The 17,349-nt window shown below is 45.9% G+C and carries 18 protein-coding genes; 5 read left to right on the top strand and 13 right to left on the bottom strand.

Features of this window, described 5'->3' with window-relative positions:
• Positions 1–59: 59 nt before the first annotated feature.
• From rpmI to ABIX36_RS05775, 9 genes are all read right to left on the bottom strand, one after another.
• On the bottom strand, positions 60–260 hold the full coding sequence (rpmI, locus tag ABIX36_RS05815; protein ID WP_128535116.1) for a 50S ribosomal protein L35: 201 nt from the start codon (positions 258–260) through the stop codon (positions 60–62).
• 102 nt (positions 261–362) lie between these two features.
• The gene (infC, locus tag ABIX36_RS05810; protein WP_128535115.1) at positions 363–929 is read right to left on the bottom strand and encodes a translation initiation factor IF-3; all 567 of its coding nucleotides are present in this window, start codon (positions 927–929) and stop codon (positions 363–365) included.
• Between the two features lies 1 nt (position 930).
• Entirely contained in the window at positions 931–2,856 is a 1,926-nt protein-coding gene (gene thrS / locus ABIX36_RS05805; protein ID WP_348081217.1) for a threonine--tRNA ligase, read from the bottom strand.
• Between the two features lie 279 nt (positions 2,857–3,135).
• Positions 3,136–3,669, bottom strand: a complete 534-nt coding sequence (locus ABIX36_RS05800; RefSeq protein ID WP_348081216.1) for a DinB family protein — start codon at positions 3,667–3,669, stop codon at positions 3,136–3,138.
• 138 nt (positions 3,670–3,807) lie between these two features.
• Positions 3,808–4,761: a D-2-hydroxyacid dehydrogenase gene (locus ABIX36_RS05795; protein ID WP_348081215.1), complete on the bottom strand. Its 954-nt coding sequence runs from the start codon at positions 4,759–4,761 to the stop codon at positions 3,808–3,810.
• Between the two features lie 84 nt (positions 4,762–4,845).
• Positions 4,846–5,916 (bottom strand): 3-phosphoserine/phosphohydroxythreonine transaminase, encoded by a 1,071-nt coding sequence (gene serC / locus ABIX36_RS05790; protein ID WP_348081214.1) that lies wholly within the window; start codon positions 5,914–5,916, stop codon positions 4,846–4,848.
• A 150-nt stretch (positions 5,917–6,066) separates the two neighbouring features.
• Complete coding sequence (gene rpe, locus ABIX36_RS05785; RefSeq protein ID WP_348081213.1) at positions 6,067–6,723, bottom strand: ribulose-phosphate 3-epimerase; 657 nt, start codon at positions 6,721–6,723, stop codon at positions 6,067–6,069.
• 204 nt (positions 6,724–6,927) lie between these two features.
• Positions 6,928–7,584, bottom strand: coding sequence for a 3-oxoacid CoA-transferase subunit B (locus tag ABIX36_RS05780; protein WP_348081212.1), 657 nt, complete (start codon positions 7,582–7,584; stop codon positions 6,928–6,930).
• Positions 7,585–7,642: 58 nt separating this feature from the next.
• Positions 7,643–8,344: a CoA transferase subunit A gene (locus tag ABIX36_RS05775; RefSeq protein ID WP_348081211.1), complete on the bottom strand. Its 702-nt coding sequence runs from the start codon at positions 8,342–8,344 to the stop codon at positions 7,643–7,645.
• Between the two features lie 230 nt (positions 8,345–8,574).
• Between ABIX36_RS05775 and ABIX36_RS05770 the strand changes: the two genes are divergently transcribed.
• Positions 8,575–9,102 (top strand): hypothetical protein, encoded by a 528-nt coding sequence (locus ABIX36_RS05770; RefSeq protein WP_348081210.1) that lies wholly within the window; start codon positions 8,575–8,577, stop codon positions 9,100–9,102.
• 164 nt (positions 9,103–9,266) lie between these two features.
• Here ABIX36_RS05770 and ABIX36_RS05765 read toward each other — a convergent pair whose 3' ends face one another.
• Genes ABIX36_RS05765 through ABIX36_RS05755 form a run of 3 tightly spaced genes read right to left on the bottom strand, consistent with a single transcriptional unit; the run spans position 9,267 to position 13,134 of the window.
• A complete protein-coding gene (locus tag ABIX36_RS05765; RefSeq protein ID WP_348081209.1) occupies positions 9,267–10,352 on the bottom strand; it encodes an SGNH/GDSL hydrolase family protein in 1,086 nt (361 codons plus the stop codon).
• Between the two features lie 45 nt (positions 10,353–10,397).
• Complete coding sequence (locus tag ABIX36_RS05760) at positions 10,398–12,761, bottom strand: endonuclease MutS2 (RefSeq protein WP_348081208.1); 2,364 nt, start codon at positions 12,759–12,761, stop codon at positions 10,398–10,400.
• A complete protein-coding gene (locus ABIX36_RS05755) occupies positions 12,742–13,134 on the bottom strand; it encodes a DUF4296 domain-containing protein (protein ID WP_348081207.1) in 393 nt (130 codons plus the stop codon). The genes ABIX36_RS05760 and ABIX36_RS05755 overlap by 20 nt, the downstream gene beginning before the upstream one ends.
• A 43-nt stretch (positions 13,135–13,177) precedes the next feature.
• Between ABIX36_RS05755 and ABIX36_RS05750 the strand changes: the two genes are divergently transcribed.
• The 4 genes from ABIX36_RS05750 (at position 13,178) to ABIX36_RS05735 (ending at position 16,550) form a co-directional block, all read left to right on the top strand.
• Positions 13,178–13,873, top strand: coding sequence for a YggS family pyridoxal phosphate-dependent enzyme (locus ABIX36_RS05750; protein WP_348081206.1), 696 nt, complete (start codon positions 13,178–13,180; stop codon positions 13,871–13,873).
• Positions 13,874–13,941: 68 nt separating this feature from the next.
• Positions 13,942–14,481, top strand: coding sequence for a GNAT family N-acetyltransferase (locus ABIX36_RS05745; RefSeq protein ID WP_348081205.1), 540 nt, complete (start codon positions 13,942–13,944; stop codon positions 14,479–14,481).
• A gap of 4 nt (positions 14,482–14,485) precedes the next feature.
• Positions 14,486–15,307 (top strand): RsiV family protein, encoded by an 822-nt coding sequence (locus tag ABIX36_RS05740; RefSeq protein ID WP_348081204.1) that lies wholly within the window; start codon positions 14,486–14,488, stop codon positions 15,305–15,307.
• On the top strand, positions 15,294–16,550 hold the full coding sequence (locus ABIX36_RS05735) for an aspartate kinase (RefSeq protein WP_348081203.1): 1,257 nt from the start codon (positions 15,294–15,296) through the stop codon (positions 16,548–16,550). Before ABIX36_RS05740 ends, ABIX36_RS05735 begins: the two co-directional genes overlap by 14 nt.
• Here the strand turns inward: ABIX36_RS05735 and ABIX36_RS05730 are convergent.
• On the bottom strand, positions 16,543–17,238 hold the full coding sequence (locus ABIX36_RS05730; RefSeq protein ID WP_348081202.1) for a DUF92 domain-containing protein: 696 nt from the start codon (positions 17,236–17,238) through the stop codon (positions 16,543–16,545). The genes ABIX36_RS05735 and ABIX36_RS05730 overlap by 8 nt on opposite strands.
• Positions 17,239–17,349 lie beyond the last annotated feature (111 nt).

Below are 17,349 nucleotides of genomic sequence, written 5' to 3'. Positions count from 1 at the left end.
AGTGAGTGTGCCTCGCGGCAGCTTTTCGACTCTAATACCTGGTTAAAAAATTTGTGTAATTACTTTCCGATACAAAGCATACGTTTAACGTTACCTGAGTCAGCTTTAGAAACTAAGCTGGTGTGGCCCAAGTTACGTTTACGTTTGGTCGACATCTTGGTTAAGATGTGGCTTTTGTATGCGTTTTTACGGGTAATTTTACCGGTTCCAGTAAGCTTAAAACGCTTTTTTGCACTGGAATTGGTTTTCATTTTTGGCATAACTCTATTATATATGTATTTAATTTATTCTCTTTTGGAAACAAGAGTTAAGAGCCAGGAATCAAGACAAAACTCTTGCTTCTTGATTCTAAATTCTTGCCTCTATTTTTTGAGCGCCTTTGGTGCCACGGTTAAAAACATCCGTTTTCCCTCAAGCTTTGGCAGTTGCTCTACCTTGCCAACTTCTTCTAAAGCCTGTGCAAAACGCAGCAGTAAGATCTCGCCCTGTTCTTTATAAACAATGGCGCGGCCCTTAAAGTGCACGTATGCCCTCACCTTTTCGCCGGCTTCTAAAAACTTGGTGGCATGTTTCAACTTAAAATCGAAATCATGGTCATCAGTATTAGGCCCGAAACGGATCTCTTTAATTACAGTTTGCTTGGCGTTGCTTTTTATCTCTTTAAGCTTCTTCTTTTGCTCGTAAATAAACTTGTTATAGTCTGTTACTTTACAAACGGGCGGACTGGCGTTCGGGGAGATCTCGACCAGGTCGAGTTCCTGTTCCTGAGCTATCGCCAAAGCATCTCTTAACGAGAATATACCCTGCTCAACGTTGTCACCTACAAGGCGCACTTCCTGAGCCCTAATGAACTGATTGATATTGTGTTCGGCTTCTTTTTTCTTAAAAGGGAGCCTTGGTCCTCTGTTGAAAGGTTTGTTTAAAGCCAAGTTATACTGTTATTTCTTTAATTATTTGTTGTTTTAATTCTTCAATGCTCATGCTTCCCAAATCGCCCTGCCCATGTTTACGAACCGAAACCTGCCCTTCGGCTGCTTCTTTTTCGCCCACGATAAGCATATATGGGATCTTTTTAACTTCAGCGTCGCGTATTTTGCGACCTATCTTTTCATCCCTAAAGTCAATCAGCCCGCAAATATCGGAATCTTTTAACTCATCTGAAAGTTTTTTTGCATAATCTTCATACTTTTCAGATATCGGGAGGATAATAAATTGCTCCGGAGATAACCAAAGCGGAAAATTACCAGCGCAATGCTCAATCAATACGGCAATAAAGCGCTCCATCGAGCCAAACGGTGCACGGTGGATCATTACCGGGCGGTGCTTCTGGTTGTCGCTACCTGTGTATTCCAACTCGAAACGCTCCGGCAGGTTATAATCTACCTGGATAGTTCCTAATTGCCATTTACGGCCAAGGGCATCCTTCACCATAAAATCGAGTTTCGGGCCATAGAACGCGGCCTCGCCCAGTTCAACAACGGTAGTTAAACCTTTTTCGGCAGCAGCTTCTATGATCGACGACTCGGCCAGAGCCCAGTTCTCATCAGTACCGATATATTTGGTTTTATTTTCAGGGTCGCGAAGGGAAACCTGCGCGGTATAATTTTCGAAGCCCAAGGCTTTAAAAACATATAATACCAGGTCAATAACCTTTTTAAACTCTTCCTTCACCTGGTCTGGCCGGCAAAATAAGTGGGCATCATCCTGTGTAAAGCCACGCACACGGGTTAAGCCATGCAGCTCGCCGCTTTGCTCGTAACGGTACACGGTACCAAACTCCGCCAAACGAACAGGAAGATCCTTATACGAACGCGGTTTTGTTTTATAGATCTCGCAGTGATGCGGGCAGTTCATCGGTTTTAAGAAGAACTCCTCCCCTTCCTGCGGGGTACGGATCGGCTGGAAAGAATCCGCGCCGTATTTTTCATAGTGACCCGATGTTACATACAGGTTTTTATGCCCGATGTGCGGGGTCATCACCTGCTCGTAACCGGCTTTTACCTGCGCTTTTTGCAGGAAGTTTTGCAGGCGTTCGCGCAAAGCGGTGCCTTTAGGTAACCACAAAGGTAAACCCATGCCTACTTTTTCGCTAAAAGCAAACAGCTCCAACTCTTTACCTAATTTACGGTGATCGCGTTTTTTGGCTTCCTCAATCAGATGCAGGTATTCTGTAAGCTCGCTCGCCTTAGGGAAAGTAACCCCATAGATGCGTGTAAGCTGCTTACGGCTTTCATCGCCGCGCCAGTAGGCACCGGCAAGACTCATTAGCTTGGCGGCCTTTACAAAGCCTGTATTGGGAATATGCGGCCCGCGGCACAGATCGGTAAAGTTACCTTGTGTGTAAAAAGTTATAGCGCCATCGGGCAGGTCCTTTAACAGGTCCAGCTTGTATTCATCGTCTTTTTCGGTAAAGTAAGCAATAGCATCAGCTTTGCTCACCGGCTTGCGGATGTACTCGTTCTTGGCTTTAGCCAGTTCGATCATCTTATCCTCTATCTGCTTAAAATCGTCAGAAGAAAGGGTTTTGTCGCCGAAATCCACATCGTAATAAAAACCGGTTTCGATAGCCGGACCGATACCAAATTTTGTGCCGGGGTACAATGCTTCCAAAGCCTCGGCCAGCAAGTGCGCCGACGAGTGCCAGTAGGTTGCTTTACCCTTAGGATCGTTCCAGGTTAATAATTTAACGGATGAATCGGCGTCAATTGGGCGGCTCGCATCCCATACTTCGCCGTTTACTTCGGCAGCTAATACGTTTCGTGCTAAGCCTTCGGAGATAGACAATGCTATCTGCATGGCAGTGATCCCTTTGTCGTACTGACGAACGGAACCATCAGGAAGTGTAATACTAATCATCTACAACTATGATTTAAATTTTAATAAATAGTAAACTATAAAAAATCACATACTAACGTGATTTACATTTAGCGCAAAAATAGGATTTTTTATATAAGGGGAAAGTAAATTGTGGGGGATTTTGGCGGCGTGTCCGATACTCCGCAAAAATGTGGCAGGAAAAACCTTGTCATGCTGAACGATAGTGAAGCATTTATTCGCCGACAAGCAGGTCGTCGACAAGCAAGGCGTTCATTAGATCCTTCGCTGCCGCTCAGGGTGACAAATTAGTTCCCCCACCTACAGCGTCAAATACTTATTCTTTATTAAAAAATAATGGTGCATTTCGTGCCCGGCAATGTGATAGGCCAGGGCGCGTACGGTGGCATCATTGGCGGTGCCGGTGCCATGCCCCTTCCTGTCGAAAGCTTCTTCGGGCAGGCCATTGAAAAGGGCGATAGTGGCGTTCCGTACCGCTTCATACTCCTCAAATATATTATCCAGATCGCGCTTATCGGCACCGGAGTATTTGGTGTAGGCGTCCTGATCGAACCCTATCAAACTTTGCTGTTCGTTACGGGCAAACCGCAGCGCGCGGTAAGCGAAGATGCGCTCATCATCAATAATGTGCACCAGGGTTTCCTTAATACTCCATTTACCGGGCGCGTAACGGTAGAGCAGGCGTTCCTCGGGTAGCGAATAAACCAGGTCCTTCACCCGGAAAAAGTTGTTCTGCAAATATTTCAGCACCATTCCATCGGCTGGTATCAGCTTCATGTACATGATGGCGTACGGTGGGTAATCGCCCGGTTTGGGTGGCTGGATGATCCTCATTGATTTTCAGTAGGCTATTGCAAATTACGGGATTGCGGCTAACCTTGCCAAAAGAAATTTGAAGAATATGGTGTTTGTTTAAACAAAAAGCCCTTCAACATTCCGTCAAAGGGCTTTCCAATATATTTAAAGGACAGATTATCCTTTGAAATGGGCGATAATTAAGCTTGCCAGCTCAACGCCAATACGCTCCTGCGCTTCGTTGGTAGCTGCACCGATGTGCGGAGTAAGTGAAATTTTTGGATGAGCTAAGATCTCCGCACGTGGAGTTGGTTCGTTATCAAACACGTCTAATGCCGCGTATGATACCTGGCCGCTGTTCAGCGCTTCTATCAATGCCAGTTCGTCAATTAAACCACCGCGAGAGATGTTTACCAACTGAACGCCTTTTTTCATTTGGGCTAATTCCTCGGCACCGATCAGGGCTTTATCAATAAACGGTGTGTGCAGGGTAATAAAATCTGCTGTTTTGATGATCTCATCAAGTGTTGAGGTTTTAACAGTCACGTTAACTTTAGTACCACCCGTGCCTAATACAATTTCCACTTCGGGGTTGAAAGGGAAAAGATCGTAAGCGATCACATCCATGCCCACGCCGATAGCGATCTTGGCAACTTCGCGGCCTATGCGGCCAAAACCTACTATACCGAGGGTTTTGCCGCGCAGTTCAACACCTTTAGCATAAGCCTTTTTCAGGTCGTTAAATTTGGTGCCACCATCAACCGGCATTTTGCGGTTGCTATCATGCAGAAAGCGCACACCGGTGAAAAGCTGCGCGAATACCAATTCGGCAACAGATAAAGATGAAGATGCAGGCGTATTGTAAACGCCGATGCCTTTTTCTTTTGCGTAATCTACGTCGATGTTGTCAACACCTACACCGCCACGGCCAATCAGTTTAAGGCCCGGGCAGGCGTCTATAAGGGCTTTACGCACTTTGGTAGCGCTGCGTACGGTTATGGCGTCAAACTCCTGTAAACGTACAGGTAATTCATCCTGCGGGATATTGTTGGTTTCAACAAAAAAGCCCGCTTCTTCTAACATTTTTTTGCCTATCGGGTCGATGCCGTCATTGGCTAATATTTTGATCATTGTAGTGAATGGTTAGTGGTGAATGGTGAGTGGATAAATACGATAAGCAAACCACTCACCATTCACCACTCACTACTCCCTAAATTATTTATTTTTCTCAGCAAACTCTTGCATGGCATCTATCAGTACGTAAACGCTGGTGATAGGCAATGCGTTGTAAATAGATGCGCGGAAACCGCCTACGCTCCTGTGGCCTTTTAAGCCTACGATACCTTTTTCGTCGCAAAACTTCAGGAAAGGTTTTTCGTGCTCAGGGTTAGCGGCAACAAAGCAAACGTTCATGTGCGAACGGTCTTCGGTTGCAGCAACAGCTTTAAACAACGGGTTGCGGTCTATTTCTTCGTAAAGTACGCGAGCTTTGGCATCGTTCTCTTTTTCAATAGCCTCAACACCACCCTTGGCTTTCAGCCAGTTCAGCGTAAGCATTGATACATAGATAGCGAAGCATGGCGGCGTGTTGTACATCGATCCACCTTCTATTTGTACCTGGTAATTAAACATAGCCGGGATCTTACGGCCGGTTTTACCCAACAGGTCATCCTTCACAATTACCAAAGTAACACCGGCAGGGCCCATGTTCTTTTGCGCGCCGGCGTATATCACACCAAAATCGGCAACGTTTACTTTGCGGCTAAAAATATCCGACGACATATCACAAACAACAGGTATCGGCGATGATGCAGGGAATTGCTTCAACTGCGTACCGTAAATAGTGTTGTTTGATGTGATGTGGAAATAAGCTGCATCGGCAGGTATTTCGTAATCTTTAGGGATGTAAGTAAAGTTGCTTTCTTTTGAAGTTGCAACAACCTGCACCTCGCCAAAAAATTTAGCTTCCTTTAAGGCCTTGTTAGCCCAAACGCCTGTTTCCAGGTATGCAGCTTTACCACCTTCGGGCAGCAAGTTGTATGGTACCAAAGCAAATTGCGTGCTGGCACCGCCCTGTAAAAACAATACCGAATACCCCGCAGGAACTTCAAACAGTTCTTTTACCAGTTTAACAGCTTCGTCCAATACCGCTTCAAATTCCGGCGATCGGTGCGAAATTTCGAGCAAAGACAAACCTGTACCGTTAAAATCAATTACTGCTGCTGCAGCCTGTTTTAACACTTCGTGTGGTAATATGCCGGGGCCGGCACCGAAATTGTGTTTCATATTATGAGTTTATTTTATGCTGATGTTTGATTATCAACTTTGTATTTTGAAGTGCCGAAGTTAATAAATCCTACAAAGTTCATAGACTTTTTTTACATTTTTTAGAAAAAGTTGACATAAGGCAAGTCTACACGCAGCAGCAACAGGTATTTAGTAAGTAACCTGCTTCAGCGCGGTTATAGCTGCCGCAGGGTTTGGTGCCGAGAACACCGAGTTGCCGGCAACCAACACGTTTGCGCCTGCCGCCAAAAGCTGGGCAGCGTTGGTATCGTCTACCCCTCCGTCTACCTCTATCAGCAAACCGGGATTAACATTTTTGGCCAGTTCCCTTACTTCGGCTATTTTGGTGTAACTATGCGGAATAAACTTTTGAGCGCCGAAGCCCGGGTTAACCGACATTACCAGCACCATATCCAACTGGGCAATAATATCCTTTAATAACAAAGCTGGCGTATGCGGATTGATGGCAACCGATGCCTTGCAGCCCAGTTCTTTTATGGCCTGTACGGTGCGATGTAAGTGTGGGCAAGCCTCGTAATGCACGGTAATACTGTAAGCGCCTTCCTCGGCAAAAGCTTTGAGGTAACGGTCGGGATCAACGATCATCAAGTGAACGTCGATCGGTTTTAGGGCATACTTTTTTACCGCCTTTAACACCGGGAAACCAAAAGAAATATTGGGCACAAACATGCCATCCATTACATCAAAGTGCATCCAGTCGGCCCGGCTATTGTTCATCATTTCAACATCGCGCTGCATGTTTGCAAAATCGGCAGCTAAAATTGAAGGCGCTATCAGGTGGTTCATGGGGTAAAGATAGGAGTTGTGGGTTGGAAATTTATAAAAAGTTGGAAGGCTAATAAGGATTGCTATCACCCCTGCGTCATCCCGAATTTATTTCGGGACCCCACAGGACAGATAGCAGACTATGCTCATTACTTTGCAATCGCATACTTTGCATGTGGGGTGCTGAAACAAGTTCAGCAGGACGATACTGTATTAAAAAGCAAATTATATCATCATCTCAGGTATTTCGCCTTCAATAATCAGCTTACCCGCTGTTGCCTTTATAATTTCTTCCACACTCACACCCGGCGCACGCTCTAAAAGCTTAAAACCGCCTTCGGGCAAAACATCCAGCACAGCCAGTTCGGTCACTATTTTTTTAACGCAGTTTACACCGGTTAAGGGCAGTGTGCAGTTGGGGAGTAATTTAGATTCGCCGGCTTTGTTTACATGCTGCATGGCTACAATGATATTCTCAGCAGATGCCACCAGGTCCATAGCGCCGCCCATGCCTTTTACCATTTTGCCGGGAATCTTCCAGTTGGCGATGTCGCCGTTTTCGGATACCTCCATGGCACCTAATATGGTGAGGTTTACTTTTTTGGAGCGGATCATCCCAAAGCTCATGGCAGAATCGAACACCGCCGAGCCGGGCAGCATGGTAATGGTTTGTTTACCAGCGTTTATCACATCGGGGTCTTCTTCACCCTCAAATGGGAACGGCCCCATACCCAGCAAACCGTTTTCGGATTGCAGCACTACATCTATATGTTCGGGGATGTAATTGGCTACCAGGGTGGGTATGCCAATGCCCAGGTTTACATAGTAACCGTCTTTTATTTCTTTTGCGATGCGTTTCGCTATTCCTGTCTTATCTAACATAAGTTATATTCTATTTTTTGTCATTGCGAGGAGCATCGCGTGGCTGTGCGATTGTTTATTAGTTATCCTTTTTACGAACAGTCCGTTGTTCTATGCGCTTTTCGTAGTTATTACCCTGAAAGATCCTATGCACATAAATTCCCGGGGTGTGCACATTATCCGGGTCAAGTTCGCCGGGCTCTACCAATTCTTCCACTTCTGCGATGGTGGTCCTGCCTGCCATTGCCATTACCGGATTAAAGTTACGGGCAGTGGAGCGATAGACGAGGTTGCCCATCCTATCCCCTTTCCAGGCTTTTACAATGGCGAAATCGGCATCAAAGGCCATTTCCATCAGGTAATCTTTGCCGTTAAAATTTCTAACTTCTTTGCCTATGGCTACTTCTGTGCCGATACCTGCCGGGGTGAAAATGGCGGGCATTCCATAGCCTGCCGCCATACAGCGGGTGGCTAATGTTCCCTGCGGGATGAGTTCCACTTCCAGTTCGCCGCTAAGCAGTTGTTGCTCAAATATGGCGTTCTCGCCAACGTAGGAGGAAATCATTTTTTTAACCTGGCGCTGATGCAAGAGCAGGCCAATGCCAAAATCGTCCACACCGGCATTGTTTGAGATACAGGTAAGGTCTTTCACCCCCTTTTTCACAAGAGCTGATATGCATTTTTCGGGCAGGCCGCACATGCCGAAGCCCCCCAGCATGAGTGTCATGCCGTCTTCTATATCGCGGATCGCCTCATCGGCGCCGCTCACAACTTTATTCATGGTAAATAATTGGTTGGGGCAAAATTAGATAAATTAGTTCATAGTTGATGGTTCATAGATCATGGCCGAAGTTAGGAGGTGGCTCAAATACTGGAAAACCTTTAATTATGAACTATAAACCAAACGCCTTTTACCATAATCCATCAACTATGAACCATGACCCCTTCTTGGCATACATCTTGTTTACTATGAACGATCATCTATGAACTATCAACCAAAAAGTAAACATCATGGAACTCAACGAAAACCAAAACACCCAACCAAACGCATACAAAGTAAAAGACGACGATAATCTTGAAGAAAAAGACCTGCGTCGCTCCTTCCTGTTTGGCAGCGGTGATGAAGAAAAACAGGGTAATGAGCCCGGCTTAGAAAGTTCGCCGGCTGGCGGTCAACGGTTCGGCGAAAACAGTAATACGCCGTCCGGGGATGATAAAAACAACCCAACGCAGCTGGCGGGTAATTCCAACGGGTATTTCGCCCGTACCGAACCCTCAGACGAACACCCGGAAAATTCCAATTTTAAGGAAGCAAGCCAATTAGGACAGCCTAATTATACGCAGGCTGCAGATGCGGCGAAAACTGGCCAATCGGACACAGAAAACACCGGCCCTGTGCGCGAAGACCCGGATGTTGCAGATGCGGCTGATAACAAGAACGAACAAAATAAAACTTACCAGGAAGGTACTGCCGACGGCAATGATGTAAACATACCGGGGCCAAATGAAACACCCGATCAGCAAAGAGTTGGGGAATAAACTCAAACCCGCGATGTCATGCTGACGTTTAAAACTCGCGGCCTCTGTAGGAAATAAGAAAAAGCGCAGGGTCATCCTGAGCCTGTCGAAGGGTGTGCGGCTGGCCTCCCCGCTATGGTTTCGACAGGCTCACCATGACCCACCCCACAATTTGCGTCTATCCCTTACCACTTCATCTTCTTCTCTATAAACTTTATTAAGTCGGCGGCCATTGCTTTGTGTTCACTTTCACTGGGGTGACCGCCGGTTTCTTTGTAGGGGAAGAAGTGCGTATAAATTCCTTTATCGTGCATATTATTCACCGCTTTTTCGATGTAACCCGGCCATGGCGAACCTTTCTTAGTAGCATCCATAGCGCCTAAGGCGCATATAATTTTAGCATCCGGGTATTTACCGCGGATGTTGCTGATGAATTGTTGATAGGCGGCAATGATAAACTCCAGTGTTGGTGGAGTATCACCAAAACGGGCCTTAAAGTTCGGGTTGTCATGCTGTAAAACTATCCAGGCATCATTCTGAAAAAGGTTCACCACCACTACTTCGGGTGTGTATTTTTTAAAATCCCACAACTTGGTTGAGTCCATGGCATAGGTACGGTTATATATATCCGGCATTACGTATGGAAACCAGCTTACGGTAACACCTATTCCGCTCTTTGCAATACAATAATAATCGGCGTTAAAGTGCCGCGCGGTTATGTTAGCGTAGCTTTTGTAACCATTCTCAAACTCATAAGAGCCACGATCTTTCCCTTCCAGGTCCTCAATGGCGTAGCCACAGGTAATGGAGTTACCGTAAAACTCAATGCGATGCTTGTAAACAGGTGGCGGCAACACTTTGGCATCGGCATCTAAAGTAAATTTATAGAATAGCAACCGGCCCATTTCATATTCGGTGCGTTTAAACAGTTCCAGTTTATGCGGGCCTTTTAGCAGGCCAGCCGCCAGCACATATTCCTTTTTGTAGTTTTTAACCTGAATGGTATTCACAACCGTCCCATCAACTACTACGGTAACAAAATCAAAGCCGGTATCATCCTGTAAGGTGGCCTTAGCGCCGGTACCCTCAAAACTAATAACAGCGGATGAGGCCGTCCAGGTTAGTTCAGCAGCGTCGTCCTTCATACCGATACGCCCCATGTAATGGATATTCGGGTCGGTATAGGATACTACCGTTTGCGCTGTACAGCTGATGGAAAAGCAAGCGCTTATTAAAACAATTAAGTGGAAGGTAGTTAGTCTTTTCATCATGCTAATTCTTGGATTCGATTTGTTTTAATTTATTGAAATCAGTGTTTATTTAAAATAAACGTAGGTTATCCCCGCTCCGCCCCTGTCGGCGTGTTCATCTTCCATCCTATCCACCTGCTCGTACTTTTTCAGGTATTGGCGAATCATTTTTCTCAGGATCCCGTCACCTTTGCCGTGCAGTATTTTCAGGGTCGCAAAGCCCATCATCAGGGCCCGGTCAAACAGTTTCTCTATCGCGAAAAGCGCGTCCTCGGTACGCATCCCGCGCACGTCTATCTCCGGACTAAAGCTGGCTATATCGCTGGTGTGTCCAATATTGCTGCGCCTTACTTCCTTCGGCACTGTGGCTTTGGCAACCTTTTCTACCCGTTTACGCTTCACCACTGTGCGCAATTCGCCCATGGCAATTACTACGTTATCTTTTATTAATTCTATCACCTGCCCGGTTGTATCGCCGTCTATCAGTTTCACCCAATCGCCGGCTTTTATTTCTTCATCGGTATTGGCAGTAGCTTTTGGCACTTCCGCTTTAACGGTGTTCTTGTTAACTTCGGCGGTAAGGTTGTCGCGCAGGGTTTTAGTCACCTCCTTATCAGCGTTGCTGCTTTTTATTTCGGCAATGGTGTTTTCCACCAGCTTGTTCGCGTTCAGGATGATGTCTTTTGCCTCCTGCTTTGCCTCCTTTAACAGCGCTTTGCGATTCTCGTCCAAAAAGCTTTTCAGCTCTTCGTTCTCTTTCAGCAAAAGGTTTACATGGCGCTGCTGTTTATCCAGCTTTTGTTTGGTATCAAAAATCTCTTTTTTCTCCCGCTCCAGGTCAACCAACAGGCTGTCGACCTTTTTTTGCCCGGCGCTTACTTTGTTGCGTGCCAGGTTTAAAACATTTTGCGGGAGTCCTATCTTTTGCGCTATCTCAAACGCGTAGGAACTGCCCGGTTTACCAACTTCCAGCATATAAAGCGGTTGCATAGCGGTGTTATTAAAAAGCATCGACGCGTTCTCAATCCCCTCGGTATGGCTGGCAAAAATTTTGAGGTTGGAGTAGTGCGTGGTTACCATGCCGCGTACCTTTTTATGGTTCAGGGCCTCCAGTACTGCCTCGGCTATCGGGCCGCCAAATTGCGGGTCGGTACCGGTACCAAACTCATCTATCAGTATCAGCGTTTTGCCGTTGGCACCTTCCACAAAGTATTTCATTTTGGATAGATGCGCGCTATAAGTACTCAAATCACTTTCTATGGATTGGTCATCGCCGATATCTACAAAAAGCTGCTTAAATACACCGGCCACACTATCCGCGCTGGCGGGTATAAGCAAGCCGGCCTGTACCATCATCTGTAATAACCCAACCGTTTTCATGCAGACGGATTTACCACCCGCGTTAGGCCCGGAAACCACGATGATGCGTGTCCCCTCATCAATCGACACATTAAGCGGCACTACTGTTCTCTTCTCCTTTTTAAAGTTGAGGTACAACAGCGGGTGGCGTGCGTTGTAAAAGGTGAACCGGCCTTCGTTAACCACCTTTGGCATTTCAGCCTCAATATCTATCGCGAAAAGTGCTTTAGCACGCACAAAGTCAAGCTTGGTAAGTAAGCCGTGGTACGATAACAGCAAAGGAACATAAGGGCGCAGGTCGTCGGTAAGTATGGTCAAGATCTTGATGATCTCGCGGCGGCGGTCAAACTCCAGATCGCGGATGCGGTTGTTAAGCGAGAAAACTTCTTCCGGCTCCAGATAAACCGTTTGCCCGGAGGCGGATTCATCATGGATAAACCCTTTCACTTTACGTTTGTTCTCGGCTAACAGCGGGATACAAAGCCTGCCATCGCGCACCGTAAGCGATCCATCGGCCGTCCAGTTACTGGCGGTAGCGGCTTTAAATATCTGGTCTATCTTTTTACGGGCTTCCTGCTCGGCTTTGGCAATACCGCTGGTAATTTCCATCAGTTCGCGCGAAGCGCTATGGCGGATCTTCCCTTTCGGGTCTATCACCATATCTATCTTTTTTAGGATCGCCTTCTCTATTGGCAGGTGCTCAAAAAGCGCCTCGAGGTTGGGGTAAACGTCCTTACGCTGGTTAAAGTACGCGATAACCGCGAATACAGTTGTAAGCGATGCCTGCACCTGGAAAAACTCCTCTTCCGACAGGAAAGCACCCTCTATCCTCGCCTTATTGGCCAGCGTTTTGATGTCGTAAAAATGGTTAATGGGCAGCGCATCGTCGTTTTGGAGGATGTTCTTAAATTCATTGGCCTGGTTCAGGAACTTGGATATCAGGTCGTAATTGCTCATTACCTGTATCTTATCAACCATTTGCTGGCCCATAACACTCAGGCAATGTGCCTTTATCAGTTCTTTTATTTCGGTGAAACCCAGCTTATCGGCGCTATTTAACGGGTACAGCATCTTTATTTTTTAATGTACTCTTTGGCGTACTTTTTTTCACTAACGAATCTGTTTTCCCCTTGATGTTTTGCGATACCTGGTCGTATATCGCTACCAGTTTAAGGGGCTGTGTGGTGTAATATTTAAGGCTGGCCGAAAATTGCTTATCGCTGGTGTGGAAGCGTTTAAATACCGCAGCATAACGCGCCGAGCCGTATTTGTAAATGCTATCGGGCACCTGGGGCACGTTGTACAGGCCGCCATCGGTGATGTGGATCTCGGTAAGCAGGCCCACCATTTGGGGTTGTTCAATTATTCCTTCAGGTGCATTATTGCCGCCACACGCGGTTAAAAATACCAATACTGAAAAAAACAAGATGATATATTTATGCATTCTGTAATTTAGCGGCGTTTATAAAAGACAAATTTACGGATAAATGAGCATTGCAGATAATATCAAAAGCCTAAAAAAGGAAACCGACGGGATAAAGGTTACGTTGCTGGCTGTTTCTAAAACCAAACCCGCCGAAGCGCTGATGGAGGCCTATAATGCAGGACAACGCTTATTTGGCGAAAATATGGTGCAGGAACTGGTAGAAAAACAAGAAACACTGCCAAAAGATATTGAATGGCACCTGATAGGCCACCTGCAAACCAATAAAGTGAAATACATCGCGCCTTTCGTTAGCATGATACAATCCGTAGACAGTATTAAATTGCTGCAGGAAATTAACAAACATGCCGAAAAGAACAAGCGCGTAATTGATTGCCTTCTACAGATCTATATTGCCGATGAAGACACCAAATATGGTTTGGGTTTTGACGAAGCCATAGAATTGCTCCGCAGCGAGGAATACACAGCTTTGAAGAACATCCGCATTCGCGGACTGATGGGCATAGCAACCAATACCGATAACGAAAAGCAGATAAAGGATGAATATTACGAACTTAAAACATTTTTCGACGGTGTGAAAACAAGTTTTTTCCGCAAGGAAGCGTCGTTTGATACGCTGTCGATGGGCATGTCGGCAGATTATAAGCTGGCTATAGAACAAGGCAGTAATATGGTCCGGCTTGGCAGCACCATATTTGGTGCGAGAGTGGTGAAGCACTGGAAAAATGACACGATTTAGGGATTAAGAGATTGACACGATTTTTTGCTAAATCAGAATTTACAGAATTAAAGGATTAACAGAATTATATGGGTAATACTAATCAAGAACTTCCCCTTCAGGGGACTGAGGGGCTTCAAAAGCTCCCCCTTCAGGGGGTTGGGGGGCCTTCTCTCCGCGTTGCCGTTAAGGAAGATTGTCCGCGGCTTCTGGAGCTGATCATAGAACTGGCCATATTTGAAAAAGAGCCGGACGCGGTTACCGTTACTCCTGCAGAATTTGAGGATGCCGGTTTTGGAGCCAAACCCGTTTGGAAAGCCTTTGTGATTGAGGCCGAAGGCCAGATAGTAGGCTTCGCGCTGTATTACATCCGCTATTCTACCTGGAAAGGCCAAAGGCTCTATTTAGAAGATTTGGTGATTACTGAAGCTTACCGTGGGAAGGGATTAGGTAAATTATTATTCGACAGGCTGATACAGGAAACCTGCGAGCTTGGCTTTAGCGGCATGGTTTGGCAGGTGCTGGATTGGAACGAACTCGCCATTAAATTCTACAATAAATATGAGGCAAACATAGAGGCCGGCTGGTTAAATGCCGCCTTATCAAAGGAACAGGTTAATAATTTTTAGGCCAATGAGGGCATTATTGCTGCTTTGTTTTGTGCTGATGATATTTGCTTCGTGCGAGTTTGGCAAACCGTATGCTCCCGGCAAGCCGGAGATCTTTACGGATACGGTTGCCTACACCATGCAAAAGATCTACCAGCGTGCCAACGATTGCGGCAATAAAGCGGATAGCGCCTGTACTATCGCGAAAATTACCTATCCCCTGTTTAAAGGTCATAATGCCTTAAATGATAGCGTAAAACGCGGGTTGCTGCGCATTAATTTTTCGGATAATAACGATACGGATACCACCTTAAAAATGATGGTAGACAGGTACTTTGAAGTATACGCTGATTTTAAAAAATATAATAAAAGTGAAGATAGTTTTTTTACGCTGGACACCTACGCGAAAGTAGTAAATCAGGACAGTAGCCTGCTTGCATTGGAATTTGGCGGTTATGTGTACGAAGGAGACGCCCATGGGGCCGATTTTAAAGAATTTCTTAACTGGAACCCAAAAACCAAAAAGGCGATTTACTTAAAGGATTTATTGTTACCCGGGTCTTATCCGCAGCTGACCAAAATTGCAGAGCGGATTTTCCGGAAAAATGAAAAATTGAAGGACACATCCTCTCTTGCCCGCGATTATTTTTTTAGAGATAACAAATTCGCGCTGAACGAGAATTACCTGTTCACCCCTTCGGGCATCAGGTTTGTTTACAATCAGTACGAGATAAAGCCCTACGCCGCCGGGCAAACAGAATTGCTGATCCCCTGGGCACAAATAAAAACATTGATACGGCCCGACGCGGTTGTTACAACATACACAAAAAAAGATGCTGGTATTTAAATTCGGAGGAGCATCGGTTAAAGATGCGCAGGGCGTAGTTAATTTAGGAAAAGTAGTGAGCCGTTATGCAGGCAACCAACTGCTGGTTGTGGTATCGGCCATGGGCAAAACCACCAACGCCCTCGAAAAACTCACCAACGCTTATGTGAATGGCGAAGGCGATGTGCACGAGATCTTCGACGAGATAAAAGATTACCATTACCAGATCCTGTCTGAATTGTTTGAACCTAAAAATCCGGTTTTTGATGAAGTGGCCAATACTTTTGTGGAGATAGACTGGATGATAGAGGATGAACCGCACGACGATTACGACTTTATTTACGACCAGATAGTATCCATAGGCGAATTGGTATCTACCCGCATTGTAAACGCCTGGTTTAACCACGAGGGTATTGCCAGCAAGTGGCTGGATGTTCGCGGCTATATCCATACCGATAATACTTACCGCGAAGGCGTGGTAGATTGGGATAAAACCCGGGCAAGTATTCAAAACGAACTACCCGCGCTGCTGGAGAAAAGCATTATAGTAACGCAAGGCTTTTTGGGAGGTACTTCGGAGAATTTCACCACCACGCTTGGTCGCGAGGGCTCTGATTATACCGCCTCCATAATCGCTTCGTGCTTAGGTGCCGAATCGGTAACTACGTGGAAAGATGTGCCGGGCATTTTAAACGCCGACCCAAAACACTTTGTCGATACCATTAAGTTTGATGAGCTAAGCTACCAGGAAGCCATAGAAATGACCTACTACGGCGCGAGTGTTATTCACCCAAAAACGATTAAGCCGCTTCAGAACGCCAAAATTCCGCTGCTGGTAAAACCCTTTACAGATCCTGATGCGCCGGGCACGGTTATTAAAGAAGATGCGGTAAACAGCTTTGCAAAGCCGGTTATCATCCTCAAGCAAAAACAGGTACTGCTGTCTGTCTCCACATTAGATTACTCTTTTATATCCGAGAGCCACCTTAGCGAGATCTTCGGCCTGTTTGCAAAAAACCAGGTAAAGGTGAATGTAATGCAAACCTCGGCACTGAGCTTTACGGCTTGTATAGATTTTGTATCCGGGCGTTTTGAGAAATTGCTTGCATCGCTTAAGCCTTACTTTAAAGTAAGATACAACGATAACCTTACGCTGATTACCTTAAGGCATTATACCGATGATGCGCTCGCCGAAATAACTGCCGGCAAAACCATTCTGATGAAACAAACCAACAGGAATACCGCGCAGGTGGTGATTAAATAAGCAACAACAAATAAGCCACCAACGCGGCGAAAATGGTATTAAGAAAGTTCACAAGGTTGTTTTTGATATAGCCGCTACGCTCCAACGTTGCACCTAAAACCGAATCGAGCAGGTTGCCGGCTGTACCTGCAATAATGATAAAACAAAATTCCCGGCTCCAGCCGGAAAACAACGCGTAGATAAGGGCGATTACCATTGATCCGGCTATGCCGATGAAAGTACCTTCCAAACTAATCACCCCGTTCCCGCCCTTCTCATCGGGTTTAAAACTGGTGATATTATAAAATCGCCGCCCGTAAACTGTGCCCAGTTCGGAGGAAAGCGTATCCGCTGTGGCGGATGACAACGCCGAGGCTAATAAAATCTGCATTAAATCCCCGGATGCGGGCATCAACCATATTACCAGTCCAAAAAGTGCTGCTATACCTCCGTTGGCCAGTACCTGCGCAGCATCGCGAACCTCGGGATGGGTTTTGCCTTTTAAATCCTTTTTCCAGGAAGTGGCGATGGTTGCCATGATAAAAAATGCGGCCAGCATTAAAATGCCGCGTAAACCGGCACCCATGAAAATACAAACCGCAACCAATCCGCCCGTAAGAGTCCCCACCAATGTTAGTTTACCGAACTTGTAAACCGCAATGAGAATGACGAAGAGAATTATAAGAAAGAATAGGTACTGTGTTGGCATTATGCCTGCGAATTTCACGATAAAAAAAGATTTCACGAATATTTAAGTCAAGATCGTTTAATACCCGCACCTCCCAAATTCGTGAAATTCGCGCGTGAAATTCGTGTTAAC

This window comes from Mucilaginibacter sp. (assembly GCF_039925265.1).
Classification (GTDB): Bacteria; Bacteroidota; Bacteroidia; order Sphingobacteriales; family Sphingobacteriaceae; genus Mucilaginibacter.
Note: the sequence above shows the minus strand (reverse complement) of the source record. Positions and strands in the feature narration are given on the sequence as shown.

Coding starts and splice junctions, on each gene's coding strand:
- ABIX36_RS05755 (WP_348081207.1), bottom strand. CDS start 13,134: ATGCATAAATATATCATCTTGTTTTTTTCAGTATTGGTATTTTTAACC.
- ABIX36_RS05735 (WP_348081203.1), top strand. CDS start 15,294: ATGCTGGTATTTAAATTCGGAGGAGCATCGGTTAAAGATGCGCAGGGC.
- ABIX36_RS05760 (WP_348081208.1), bottom strand. CDS start 12,761: ATGCTGTACCCGTTAAATAGCGCCGATAAGCTGGGTTTCACCGAAATA.
- rpe (WP_348081213.1), bottom strand. CDS start 6,723: ATGAACCACCTGATAGCGCCTTCAATTTTAGCTGCCGATTTTGCAAAC.
- rpmI (WP_128535116.1), bottom strand. CDS start 260: ATGCCAAAAATGAAAACCAATTCCAGTGCAAAAAAGCGTTTTAAGCTT.
- ABIX36_RS05770 (WP_348081210.1), top strand. CDS start 8,575: ATGGAACTCAACGAAAACCAAAACACCCAACCAAACGCATACAAAGTA.
- ABIX36_RS05765 (WP_348081209.1), bottom strand. CDS start 10,352: ATGATGAAAAGACTAACTACCTTCCACTTAATTGTTTTAATAAGCGCT.
- ABIX36_RS05800 (WP_348081216.1), bottom strand. CDS start 3,669: ATGAGGATCATCCAGCCACCCAAACCGGGCGATTACCCACCGTACGCC.
- ABIX36_RS05745 (WP_348081205.1), top strand. CDS start 13,942: ATGGGTAATACTAATCAAGAACTTCCCCTTCAGGGGACTGAGGGGCTT.
- ABIX36_RS05775 (WP_348081211.1), bottom strand. CDS start 8,344: ATGAATAAAGTTGTGAGCGGCGCCGATGAGGCGATCCGCGATATAGAA.
- thrS (WP_348081217.1), bottom strand. CDS start 2,856: ATGATTAGTATTACACTTCCTGATGGTTCCGTTCGTCAGTACGACAAA.
- serC (WP_348081214.1), bottom strand. CDS start 5,916: ATGAAACACAATTTCGGTGCCGGCCCCGGCATATTACCACACGAAGTG.
- ABIX36_RS05750 (WP_348081206.1), top strand. CDS start 13,178: ATGAGCATTGCAGATAATATCAAAAGCCTAAAAAAGGAAACCGACGGG.
- ABIX36_RS05780 (WP_348081212.1), bottom strand. CDS start 7,584: ATGTTAGATAAGACAGGAATAGCGAAACGCATCGCAAAAGAAATAAAA.
- ABIX36_RS05740 (WP_348081204.1), top strand. CDS start 14,486: ATGAGGGCATTATTGCTGCTTTGTTTTGTGCTGATGATATTTGCTTCG.
- ABIX36_RS05795 (WP_348081215.1), bottom strand. CDS start 4,761: ATGATCAAAATATTAGCCAATGACGGCATCGACCCGATAGGCAAAAAA.
- ABIX36_RS05730 (WP_348081202.1), bottom strand. CDS start 17,238: ATGCCAACACAGTACCTATTCTTTCTTATAATTCTCTTCGTCATTCTC.